The sequence below is a fragment of the Atopobium sp. genome (assembly GCF_034113385.1).
Taxonomy (GTDB): domain Bacteria; phylum Actinomycetota; class Coriobacteriia; order Coriobacteriales; family Atopobiaceae; genus Atopobium.
Genome location: NZ_JAXEXL010000028.1, coordinates 1 through 11,831, shown reverse-complemented (window position 1 = coordinate 11,831; position 11,831 = coordinate 1). Strand labels below are relative to the sequence as shown.

Sequence of the window (11,831 nt, the reverse complement as noted above, 5' to 3'; positions counted from 1 at the left end):
TATATAATAGTGATAAGGAATACCATGTAGTTACAAGTCACGCACGCAAATTAAGAAAGGATATGCCTCATGAAAAAACGTCCACTCTGTGGGAGGAGGCTTGGCGCACTTGTAGGCATGGGCGCAGCAGCAGCACTCACGCTCTCGCTCTCATCCATCATAGCAACGCCTGCCCACGCTGACACCACACAGCCTTCCGATAAGTACAAGGCTATGGTTGCAGAAAATTACTGGGCAGACCTTACCTGGTATACCGATGCATCAGGTATGCACCGCTATGTTCCCACTCCCCTTGTTGACTACTTTAAAACAAGCAGGCTTGCATGGTCAGACGACCTAAAACATGAGTTCTATACCCCCGGATACCCTGATTTGGGCATTGCTGCTGGTGACAAGGCAGATGCAAATATTACGGATTTTGTAACAAATTTTATGGGCGGATACTCGCTTGACCTTCCTCATAAAGAGCCTTCTGACCCAGCACTAAACCATTGGCAGGGCGGTAAACAGTGGAACCCCTATGGTTTTAATTACAAGACTGATGTCCTGACCACTGACCCTAAAACGGATTACAATATTCGCGGTGACATCCAAGAACATGGAGAGTCGAGCACTGACGTTGTAAAGCACAAGGTAAACGATCTTGTAGACCTTGACCTTACAATCGATATGGACATGTTCAAGAAAATGCGCAATACCCAGCTTCTAGCAATTATCAACTCAGAGTTCCCAGCCTATTACACCATGCTTAACAACTTGCCTGAAAATGGTGTTGCTCGCTCAGATGGTGAACTCGTATTTGTATTTGATTTGCCTAAGGGTCTTGAAGTTACTAAATCAACTACGTACACAATCAAGGGCATTGATGATGTAGAACTTACCGCCACGCAAGAAAACAATGACAGGCGACTCATTGTGAAGGCGCGTCTTCAGCCTCATGGAACTGATGGCGTAGAACCCCTCAAAAACCTCTATGCACGCATCCAAAATCTAAAAACTGTAACTCTCAGTGTTAATGACCTGAGGGTAACCAGTACGGTAGCGCGCGACCAAGATAGCACCGTAGTTGCCCATGCCTACGGCGCGCATGAGTATGTAAGCTCATCCAGCAATGACGCTATTATCAACAAAGATTACGCCTCTGTTCAGAATGACGATTTGCATTGGTATGCACGTCTTCCTCTGGTATTTGCTGCCAAGCAAAATGATGCAGGACGCGACGTGACCACCCCAGCTGATAAACCAAATCTCATGACGTATACCTTTAGGGTGGATGCTCCTGCCGTGAACACCGTAACCTTTGTGAGCGATGGCAAGAACTATGCCTCAGCTCAGGTTGAGCAAGACGACACTATTGACAGCGATTCTCTTACTGCTGAATCCATGCCAGCAAATCCCACCAAGGATGGTTATACCTTTAAGGCTTGGAACACTAAACAAGACGGCACGGGCGACAGCTTTGATGGCTCGACCGTGGTTACTGGCGACATGACCGTTTATGCCATTTACGAGAAGGTCCCCGTAGCTCCTCAAAATGATACACCAAAGCAACCCACTTCTACCACCAAGGTAAAGCCCACCGGTGCTCTTCCTAAAACGGGAGACTCCACCTCATCACAGCTTACTCTTGCATCAGGACTGGTTGCTGGCATCCTCCTTACGGGAATTGCTCTTCGCCGCCGCGTGAACTAACGTAACCTGCGCTTCATGCTGCACTGAAGCACAACGAAAAAGACACAACGAGAGGGTCGTCTGAAAAGACGACCCTCTTTTGTATGTACGCTAAAAAAAGAAAAATGGTGGAGATGAAGGGGATCGAACCCTCGGCCTCGGCGTTGCGAACGCCGCGCTCTCCCAACTGAGCTACATCCCCATTACGGTGAAAAAGCTTTGCAGTAGGCAAAGACTTGTAAACGTGAGTGCAATTATCATCCTCGCGCCCCCTGCTGTCAAACGAGCAAGAAAAATCTTGTATAGAAGCTGCATATTTTTTCTTATGGTTATAGTCTAGAAACATTACTTGGATACTGTAGAAATACAGCAGCCACACATAATTGTTGATGCAAACGTGCGACAATTTTTGTGATACTACGCCGCGAGGTACATACACAAGCTTTTGTAAGGGAAAGTGGGTTTTCACATGCTCAAAAACAGGGTTTCGGAGGAGTTTGGTAGCCTCGTATTTAGCGATGTTGTAATGCAGGAACGTCTTCCAAAGCCCACATACAAAGAGCTTTCTAAGGTTATCCATGAAGGCCGCGCCCTTGACCTTGATATTGCAAATGAAGTAGCACACGCTATGAAGGAGTGGGCGCTCGAGAAGGGCGCCACGCATTACACGCATTGGTTTCAACCACTTACTGGCATTACTTCCGAGAAACACGACAGCTTTCTTACGCCTAAGCGTGATGGCACAACTCTCATGACCTTCTCGGGAAAAGAACTCATTCAAGGTGAGCCTGACGCATCCAGTTTTCCCTCTGGTGGCTTGCGCGCCACCTTTGAAGCGCGTGGTTACACCGCTTGGGATCCTGGTAGCCCTGTCTTTATTAAAGATGAGGTTTTGTGCATTCCCACCGCTTTTATCTCTTACACAGGTGAGGCGCTGGACAAAAAAACCCCGCTCTTGCGCTCTATGGTTGCCTTAGACAGGCAGGCTAAACGTGCACTTAAGCTATTTGGCAAAAACCCCGTACGCGTATCTACTACCGTTGGACCCGAACAGGAGTATTTCCTCATTCGTGAAGAAGACTTTGCGGCGCGTCCTGATTTGATTATGACTGGTCGTACACTCTTTGGCTGCGCTCCCGTTAAAGGTCAGGAGCTAGAAGAGCATTATTTTGGTGCCATTCGCCCCACAGTAAACGAATTTATGAAAGAGCTTGATGATGAGCTGTGGAAGCTTGCCATCCCCGCAAAGACCAAACATAACGAGGTTGCTCCCTGCCAGCATGAGCTTGCGCCAATTTTTGAAGAGAGCTCCGTTGCCATTGATAACAACCTGCTTACTATGGAAAAGATGCGCCTACTTGCATCCCATCATAATCTGGTTTGCCTGCAGCATGAACGTCCTTTTGAATACGTAAACGGCTCTGGCAAGCATGACAACTGGTCTATAGCGGCAGACGGCAAAAACCTGCTTGACCCTTCCGAGAACCCCGAAGAAAACTTGCAATTCCTCGTATTTCTCACCTGCGTTATTGCTGCCGTAGATGAGCATGCAGACCTCTTGCGTGCGAGCGTTGCCTCCGCTGGTAATGATCATCGTCTGGGCGCCAACGAGGCTCCTCCCGCTATCATTTCCATTTTCTTGGGGGATGATTTGTCTGGCATTGTTACTGGCATCATTAACGGTCAGAGCTTAAGTTCCGCCAACCGCACCAAGATGGATTTAGGCGTTCCTCAGCTGGCAGACATTACCCAAGACACCACAGATCGCAATCGTACCAGTGCCTTTGCCTTTACTGGCAATAAGTTTGAATTCCGCATGTGCGGCAGTCAGCAAAATCTGTCTGACTCTAACACGGTGCTCAACACTGCTGTGGCAGAACAGCTTGATAAGTTTGCAACCGATTTAGCAAATGCTAGCTGCGAAACCTTTGTGCATGAGGTTATGGCTTGGATTAAACAAAGCCTCACTGAGCATCAGCGCGTTATTTTTGACGGTAACGGCTATTCCGACGAATGGCCCATGGAGGCCCAGCGTCGCGGGTTGCCCAATTACCCCACCACACCCGATGCCTTACCTTGCTTAATACAACAAAACAATATTGATTTCTTTGCCAAATATGGCGTCCTTAATGAGTCGGAGCTGCGCGCACGCTATATTTCTTATGCCGAGCAATATGCCAAGCTTATTAACATCGAGGCTAATACCATGATTTACATGGTGCGCCATATGTACCTTCCCGCTCTTATCGACTATTCCGGTGATATTGCCGCTGGCGTAGCCACCAAAGTTGATCTAGGCCTTAAGGCGCGCGCCGAGAAGGACATGATTGTGCGTCTCACTGATGGCATTGATCTTATGTACGATGCCGTAAATAAGCTCGAGAAGCTTAATGCTCAAGCCGGTGCCATTTCTGAGGTAGCTGAGCAAGACAATGCCTACCGTGACAACGTTTTACCTGCTATGAGCCATCTGCGTGAGATAGTGGACACCATGGAGCAACTCTGCAGTCATGACTTCTGGCCCGTCCCTTCTTACAACAAGATGCTCTTTTATATCTAGTATCTAAGACATCTAAGACCGCAAGTACGTACTACCTATGACTGAATATGACTGAAGCTATCGAGAAGAGTGCCAAAGAAGCACAATCAGAAACGCTCGACGTCACGTCAGGCGTTATCTGGAAGCAGCTCCTACAACTATATATTCCTATCTTTTTAAGTGCCTTTATGCAGCAGCTCTATACCCTCATGAACACTTGGATTGTGGGTCAGTTTGCTGGTAAAGCTGCTGTTGGTGGCATTCAGGTTACTCAGGCGCTTACAGATTTAGCTGTTGGCTTTGCTGTGGGCGTTGGTGCTGGTTGCGCAGTTATTGTTGGTCAGTATTTTGGTGCACATGACAACGAGCGGCTTTCAACCTCTGTCCATACTGCCATGGGAATTGCGCTTGTAGGCGGCGTGGTTTTCTCGATAGTAGGCGTGTTGTCCGTTGGCCCTGTGCTGCGTATTATGGGCACCCCGGAGCACCTCATGCCAGACGCACTGACATACGGACACTGGTATTTTGGCTCGTTGGTTTTCTCGCTCATTTACAATATGGGATCTGGCCTTATGCGAGCCATTGGTGATTCTCGCACACCTTCTGTGATTGTGGGAATTGCGCTGGTATTCAATTTGTTGTTAGATTTAGTTTTTGTTGCAGGCATGAGGTTAGATGCCCTAGGAGCTGGTATTGCAACCGCGCTTGCCTATGTTTTGGCTGCGGGCATGGTCCTGTACAAGCTGTCTCATGCCCATGGCCCTTGGCGTGTAGATATTGTTCGTATTCGCATTGATCGCAAGATTGCCCGCATTATGTTGCTCACGGGCATGCCTTTGGGCGTACAATCTGCCGCCTATTCCATCTCTAATATCATTGCGCAAACTGCCGTAAACTCCTTTGGCATGGATGCCGTCACAGGCTGGGGCTTATCTGGTCGCATTGATGGCATTGTGTGGCAAAGCGCCGACTCCCTTGGCGTTGCCGTAACCACCTTTGCTGCACAAAACTTTGGTGCGCGCAAATATGATCGCATGCATTCCAGTCTTAAAGTGTCTACGATTATGTCATTAGCGCTGGTAGGAGTTTTGTCTGTTCTGTTATTTGTGTTTGTTAAACCTGTGAGCATGTTCTTTTTACCAGATGCAACCGTAGCAGAATGGTCCGCCTTGATGGTTCGCTATATTGCACCGTTTTATGTGATGTACGCCATTTCTGCCAACATTTCTGGCATTATCCGCGGCGCCGGTGAGAGTGTGCGTCCTATGCTTATTACCCTCTTTGGCACCTGTTTGTTGCGCATTGCTTGGCTGCTCATACTGGTTCCCCTATTCCATAGCATGGAAACCATTTTGATGAGCTATCCCCTTACCTGGACGTTAACCACTGTCATTTATATTGTGTACTATCGAACGGGTCGCTGGCTTAAAGCTGCACGCCATAAAGAAGAGGCACGTACTTCTGCCGCTGTTGCGTGAGGGCGCTTCTCTCGTGCGCGGTATGGCGTTTCTTTGTGCGCAGTGGCGCTCCTCGCACATACATACCTGTTGTTACATACCGCATAACTACTAGATAGCCTTTGTAGTTACCAGAGCGTCGTGCCATTATTAATATTAATAATGGCACGACGCAACACGGCACAAACTATCACGCATCCAAATTACACGCTTACTTACATGACTTATTTACAAATCTTATTTACATGCTCAAAGGAGCTAAAGTTTACTAGCGCGCTAAAGCAGCAACGCTTTGATGCCAATACACAAAAGCACTACGCCGCCAACAATCTCTGCTTTATCGCCTAAAAGCTTGCCAAACCTACGCCCAATAACAAGCGCACCCATTGACAACATAAGGGTCGTGCATCCAATAAGAGCTACAGTAGTTACAATGTTTACCGACTGTGCCCGCAAGCTAATACCAACAGCAAACGCATCAAGCGCCGTAGCAATTGCTTGGAGTGCAATAACCTTGAAGGTTAATTTGCAGCTGGGGTTATGCGCGTCTGTTGTTGCGCACTCAGTAATCTCTTCGTTGACATCTTTACCACTGCGCAAAGCCACAGCGCCCTCACGCACCATATTGGCCCCAATGATGCCCAGCATAATAAAGGTAACAATACCGGCATACATAGTAATAAGCTGCGCAAATGCGCCACTTAAAAAGTAACCTAACAAAGGCATGAATGCTTGGAAGATACCAAAAGCCACAGGCAGCAACAACATTTTTGCTCGGGATTCACTCTGGTAGGCAAACGTATCAGACAGGGTAACAGCAAAGGCGTCAGCAGAAAGTGCTGCACCCAAAAGTAGTATCTCAAAAAGGTGCAAGATTTCTCCTTTGTTCTTCTCCAAGAACGTGAATTGAGATTGTAGCACGAGCCACTCTTGACACCAATCACGTCAAGCAAAAAAGCTACGCATGCGCCCACACAACTACAGGGTTTATCAACAGACTGTACAAATGCCCTTCACACGCACCACGTATACTATGGACTTTGTCCATGCATTGGAGATGCTATGCCCAACACTTTGCAAGACAACCAAACCGCACCTACGCGTCGTCGTGTGTTTGAAGATTTTTCTGTCGCGCAGATTATTGCATCCGTGCTCTCTACTCTCACCTCTGCTCTTCTTTCATCCAAAATTGGCCTCATTGGTGGCCTGGTAGGAGCCGCGATTGGCGCTGCTGTAGCGGCAGCTGCGTATCAAATATTTAGAGGGCTGCTCAATGCAAGTGCCGATAAAATCCGCGAGGTTGCGCCAGATTTAGTAGATGCAGCAAATCCGTACACTCCTTCCGCTGCAGCTCACTGTAACGCTCCCTCAACCACTGCCGAAATTGCACAAGCTGGTGGACGCGTAGCTCCAAGTTATTATCGACAAATGCAAGCAGAGCAAGCACGCAAGCGTCGTTTAGCTGTGATTGGCACAAGCATAGCAGCAATACTGGCTGTAGCAATCACCGCTTTTGCCATTGATGCGCTTTCTGCTGGTCAAGGGATTGGCACGCGTCTTACCCTTATGCCCACCGCACAAAATAAGCAGGCAACCACCTCAGAGGCACCTTCCAACAAGCCCGCTGCAAACAGTAAGACCTCCAACACCACTACAAACACCGATACTACGTCTACCAGCACTGACGAGAATACACAATCCAACAGCAATAGCACTCATGACAACACTTCCAGCAGCACATCAGACAACAGCAAGGCTGATGCAAGTAGCTCTACTAACAATGCTACGGATACTGCAAATAACTCTGCAGGAGATACCGCTAACTCTGGTGACTCTTCTAGCTCTCGCGATGCTTCCAACACGGACAGCACCTCTAAGAACAACACTAAAACTGATACAACCCCTGCAGGTGCATGAGCATCTATATTCTTGACTTTGTTTTAGAAATTTATAAACTAACAAGTAACGTAATGTTTGGCTTATATTCCTCGTATCGGATGTGATAACAAATGTTACACAGTATTAAGGAAATATATTACTCAAGTTCCTACAAGTACATTTGGTATGCTTCAGGCGTCATAGCACTATTGGCTTTTCTATACTATCTGACACAATTTCATGTCTTGCCATTACCACCACAGCTTTTAAATGCACAGACCACTTTCCTTATAGATGCTTTATTTCTCATAGCAATACTAGTGCCTCGTCCAGGACTTACAGAAAAAGCTCTCCATCGGGAGTTCCGTCTATCAGGGATTTTCTTTACAGTAGCTTTGATAGCTCTTGTTCTCGTTCACCACTTTTACCTATCATCCTGAGGTTCTTCTCGTAAGCACAGATAGGATTCAGTAAGAGAGGATTACTCAAATCCCTCTTACTCGACTAATGTGTTAGGAAATGGCTAGTTTTGCGCAAAATCTTATACGTATTTCATTAAAGTGCGTGCATGGCATATGAAGTGTTTGGAGGTAAGCACGGCCTTTAGAAGTTACGTTCACATCATAAGCTCAATTAGCAGTGGTTACACAAAACTAAATTGGAGATTTCTGATGGGTTCTAAAAAGTTGCACACTTCTTGAAAAGCAAAACAACTAAATACATTCGTCGGGGAAAGCCTGTTTACTTAACATCGGATGTGATAACAAATGTTACACGCTCTTAAGGGAGTATATTACTCAAGTTCCTACAAGTACATTTGGTATGCTTCACTTACTATAAGAGGCATTAATCTTCTATTTATTTTAGCTGGAACACAAAAGATTATTGCATTGCCGCCACAACTTTTTAATGCAGATACTACTTTACTTATGTGCATCGTATTTCTTATCGCACTACTAGCACCCCACCCAGGGCTCAAAGAAGAAGCACTCTATCGAACACTGCGTCGATTAGTAATTTCGACTGCAATAACTTTCATTATTATTCTTCTCATTTATTTTTTTGCCCCAAGGTTCTTCTCGTAAGCACAGATAAGGTTAAGCCTGTTCACAGCTGTTGGCGTAGCTGCTCGTAGTTACAGTTGCGCCAACAGCTGAGCTTTGTAGTCCAAAAATTGCTGAGATAACTCAAACTTCTCGTCAGATAAACGCTTGATAGGAAGCTCAAAGCTTACGGTAGAGGGTTCACCTTCCTGTGCATGCAATACATACACACGATCTGCCAAAGAAATAGCCTCATCAACATCATGCGTAATGACCAGCGATGCAAGCTGCAACTCCCGAGACACCTGCCTATACCAATTGCGCAGTTCAACGCGGGTAATCGCATCCAAAGCAGAGAAAGGCTCGTCCAAAAGCACCACCTGATTACCCATAACATAGGTGCGCAAAAACGCCACTCGCTGTCGCATGCCACCAGAAAGCTGGCTGGGCCACTTATTCTCGCAACCTTCTAAACCAAACTTGCAAAACAAATCCGCCACGTGTTGGCGCGCCTCATGGGGTCTTTGACCTGCAATAACCAGCGGCAAACACACATTATCAATCACTCGTTTGCTGGGTATAAGCAAATCCTTTTGTAGCATGTAGCTCACCGTGCCTGGCTGATTGGTACGGTCGTAACCCTGTACCAATACTCGCCCTGCTGTTGGTTGTGTAAGCCCTGCCAGTGCATGAAGCAGGGTGGTTTTGCCGCAGCCAGACCGGCCAATAATGCACACGAGCTCGCCCGCAAACAGTTTGAGTGATACATTGCGTACCACCTCTGCGTGCTCCCAGCTAAGCGTTAGTGCATCCGCTTCAAGCACGGGTTGCACGGATTGCACGGGTTGAGCGGGTTGCGCGGGTTGTGCGGGCACCTGCTCATCCGTTAACGCAGTAGCCTGTGCACGAGAATCATTCATGCCATCACTCACTCGTTGCCAGCCTCAAGATAATCCATAGTCCAACCAGAGTTAACATCCAGCTTGCTTACTACCAAGCTATTATCGTTAAGCCAACTAAAGTAACGCGACCAACGCTTACCATCAATAACACCCCAGCTTGAGGCATCCTTTTGGTACTCCCCTGCTAGGAATTGCGCACTGGCTCGCACGAGCTTCTCGTCAAGCTCGGGAACAGCCTTAAGTAAGATAGACGCTGCATCATCGGGATTGGAAATAGCAAACTCATAGCCCTTCTTCACGGCGCGCAAGAATGCCTTGACCTGCGGGGCATGGTCCTTCATAAAATTATTGTTGGCCACAAAAATAGGTGTGTAATAGTCAAACACCGAATCCATAGAAACAAACGAGAAGTAATTTACGTCGTAATTCTGAATCTGCGCATTCTGATACGCCCATCCCTCATATACCCACACCGTATCAAACATGTTTGCCTTAAGGCCAGCAACCTCGTCATCAACCTCGTAGGGCACCATGTTAACCTTGGAGAAATCTCCGCCATCAGACGTGACAACTTGCTTAATAGTTGCCTGTTCAACAGGGATATTCCAGGTTGCATAGGTATGATTTTCCATACCTTTTGCAGAGGTAATACCATCGACCGCACGGCTCATAATGCCCGAAGTATTGTGCTGGAGAATGGCTGCAATAGCAGTAAGAGGAAATGGATTTTCTTGCGACAAGGCACTTGCCAGATAATCCTGGTACGAGACACCCAGCTGAGCTTGACCAGAACCAACCATAGCCTCACAGGAGTTCTCTGCTGGCTGAACAATCTCTAGCTCTATCCCCTCGTCTGCAAAGAAACCCTTAGCTTGCGCCACATACATACCTGTATGATTGGTGTTGGGTGTGTAGTCCAAACACAACGTAAGTTTTGTAAGCTCCTTGGACTTATCGGCAGTTGTATGAGGCGCAGAACCACAGCCAACAAGACCTGCGGCCGTTAGCACAAGTGAGGCACCCGCTCCCGCAATAAATGACTTACGAGAAACATCGGTTGTATACAAGTCAAACTTAGTCATGAGCAGCACCTTTCTTGGTATCTGTATCTTGTTTCCAAGGCATAGCCGTGCGTGCTAGAGCACGAATTACACCCATAAGTACCAGTGAAATTGCAGAGATTACAATAATTGCCGCAAACATGCGGTCATAAGAAAATGATTTGCGTACGCGCGTCATGTATACACCGAGCCCAGAAATCCCCCCAAGCCATTCTGCAATAACCGCGCTCACAATGGCATAAGCAGCAGCTATCGACACGCCCGCAAAGAATTGTTCTGCCGCTGCAGGCAATTTAACCTGCACAAATATCTGCCAACGAGAAGCGCGCATCACGCGCATAAGGTCAATCATGTCTGAATCGACAGAACGCAAACCAGAGAGTAAAGAAACAAGAACTGGAAAGAACGTAGTAAGTGCTACCAGCACAATTTTGGGGAGCAAACCATAACCCAGCCACAGCACCAAAAGTGGGGCAATAGCAATGGTAGGAATGGTTTGAGAGATGGTTACTAAAGGCTCAAACGCCAGATAAAAACCTTCAAAACGGTCCATGAGAATGGCAAAGAAACTGCCTGCCGCTATTCCAATAGCAAGACCGATAAATGCCTCTATAAGCGTTGTTTGGGCATGTGTACCAAGCAAATGTGCTTCTTTGACGAGCGAACCCAATACTTGCAGCGGCGTGGGCAGCAAGTAGTTTGGCACAAGGCCCCATACAACAATAAGCTGCCAAACAAGCAACATTCCCAGCATCGACAAAGCTGGATACAGCAGCTTTTTGCACTTGATACACCGCAACACACAAGCCATATAAACAAAATCCTTCCGCCATGCGAAAGGATGTAATAGATTGCACTGCATGCTCTAGTTCCTACGCTGGCATTATCCAGATCAGGTTTGAAGGTCGAACGGGTGGACCGTTCCTCTCAGCCGCGCCATACTCGCAGCTCCCTTTTTTAATGCTACTTAGTATACAAGAAACAGTATATTTAGTAAAAAGCCTTACAAGACTTAAAGGATAATAAGCGATAGCAAAGCCAAAACAGCAAGACCTGCCTGCTTAGGAAAAATCACATGCATGTGTAAACCTTCTATGCTTCCTCTACCTCACCAGCAAGCAAACGATTAACCATAGTGCTGTTAGCCAAAAGCTCGGCAGTATCATCCAAAGGTTCTAGATAACTCATTCCTGTTGCACGTTCCAAAGCATGCGAAATTGCATAGTCTGCAATACCAGGATTCTTTGGTAACAAAGGACCATGAATATACGTACCAATAA

The 11,831-nt window shown here is 47.0% G+C and carries 8 protein-coding genes, 1 tRNA gene, 1 pseudogene and 1 riboswitch; of the genes and pseudogenes, 4 read left to right on the top strand and 6 right to left on the bottom strand.

The features are described 5' to 3' along the window. Positions 1 to 69: 69 nt before the first annotated feature. Positions 70 to 1,692 (top strand): InlB B-repeat-containing protein, encoded by a 1,623-nt coding sequence (locus SPD80_RS07390; RefSeq protein WP_320829183.1) that lies wholly within the window; start codon positions 70 to 72, stop codon positions 1,690 to 1,692. Between the two features lie 105 nt (positions 1,693 to 1,797). Here SPD80_RS07390 and SPD80_RS07385 read toward each other — a convergent pair. Then, positions 1,798 to 1,873: transfer RNA gene (locus SPD80_RS07385), tRNA-Ala, on the bottom strand. A 267-nt stretch (positions 1,874 to 2,140) separates the two neighbouring features. Between SPD80_RS07385 and SPD80_RS07380 the strand changes: the two genes are divergently transcribed. Together SPD80_RS07380 and SPD80_RS07375 are read left to right on the top strand one after the other, a co-directional pair. Then, positions 2,141 to 4,231, top strand: coding sequence for a glutamine synthetase III (locus tag SPD80_RS07380; RefSeq protein WP_320605511.1), 2,091 nt, complete (start codon positions 2,141 to 2,143; stop codon positions 4,229 to 4,231). Positions 4,232 to 4,278: 47 nt separating this feature from the next. After that, positions 4,279 to 5,688, top strand: a complete 1,410-nt coding sequence (locus SPD80_RS07375; RefSeq protein ID WP_320829181.1) for an MATE family efflux transporter — start codon at positions 4,279 to 4,281, stop codon at positions 5,686 to 5,688. Positions 5,689 to 5,943: 255 nt separating this feature from the next. On the opposite strand, the gene SPD80_RS07370 is transcribed toward SPD80_RS07375, so the two are convergent. Continuing rightward, positions 5,944 to 6,540, bottom strand: a complete 597-nt coding sequence (locus tag SPD80_RS07370; protein ID WP_320829179.1) for a manganese efflux pump MntP family protein — start codon at positions 6,538 to 6,540, stop codon at positions 5,944 to 5,946. Positions 6,541 to 6,729: 189 nt separating this feature from the next. On the opposite strand from SPD80_RS07370, the gene SPD80_RS07365 reads away from it, so the two are divergent. Continuing rightward, entirely contained in the window at positions 6,730 to 7,584 is an 855-nt protein-coding gene (locus SPD80_RS07365) for a hypothetical protein (RefSeq protein WP_320829177.1), read from the top strand. Positions 7,585 to 8,680: 1,096 nt separating this feature from the next. Here SPD80_RS07365 and SPD80_RS07360 read toward each other — a convergent pair. The 4 genes and pseudogenes from SPD80_RS07360 to SPD80_RS07345 all read right to left on the bottom strand — a co-directional run. After that, positions 8,681 to 9,508, bottom strand: coding sequence for an ABC transporter ATP-binding protein (locus SPD80_RS07360; protein ID WP_320829176.1), 828 nt, complete (start codon positions 9,506 to 9,508; stop codon positions 8,681 to 8,683). A gap of 8 nt (positions 9,509 to 9,516) precedes the next feature. Next, positions 9,517 to 10,572, bottom strand: coding sequence for an ABC transporter substrate-binding protein (locus SPD80_RS07355; protein ID WP_320829175.1), 1,056 nt, complete (start codon positions 10,570 to 10,572; stop codon positions 9,517 to 9,519). After that, positions 10,565 to 11,362, bottom strand: coding sequence for an ABC transporter permease (locus tag SPD80_RS07350; RefSeq protein ID WP_320829173.1), 798 nt, complete (start codon positions 11,360 to 11,362; stop codon positions 10,565 to 10,567). Before SPD80_RS07350 ends, SPD80_RS07355 begins: the two co-directional genes overlap by 8 nt. A gap of 41 nt (positions 11,363 to 11,403) precedes the next feature. Then, a riboswitch (TPP riboswitch) is annotated at positions 11,404 to 11,516 on the bottom strand. Between the two features lie 127 nt (positions 11,517 to 11,643). Beyond that, positions 11,644 to 11,831 (bottom strand): annotated as a pseudogene (locus SPD80_RS07345) (glutamine amidotransferase); the annotation flags it as partial.

Coding starts and splice junctions, on each gene's coding strand:
- SPD80_RS07375 (WP_320829181.1), top strand. CDS start 4,279: ATGACTGAAGCTATCGAGAAGAGTGCCAAAGAAGCACAATCAGAAACG.
- SPD80_RS07390 (WP_320829183.1), top strand. CDS start 70: ATGAAAAAACGTCCACTCTGTGGGAGGAGGCTTGGCGCACTTGTAGGC.
- SPD80_RS07380 (WP_320605511.1), top strand. CDS start 2,141: ATGCTCAAAAACAGGGTTTCGGAGGAGTTTGGTAGCCTCGTATTTAGC.
- SPD80_RS07365 (WP_320829177.1), top strand. CDS start 6,730: ATGCCCAACACTTTGCAAGACAACCAAACCGCACCTACGCGTCGTCGT.
- SPD80_RS07355 (WP_320829175.1), bottom strand. CDS start 10,572: ATGACTAAGTTTGACTTGTATACAACCGATGTTTCTCGTAAGTCATTT.
- SPD80_RS07360 (WP_320829176.1), bottom strand. CDS start 9,508: ATGAATGATTCTCGTGCACAGGCTACTGCGTTAACGGATGAGCAGGTG.
- SPD80_RS07350 (WP_320829173.1), bottom strand. CDS start 11,362: ATGGCTTGTGTGTTGCGGTGTATCAAGTGCAAAAAGCTGCTGTATCCA.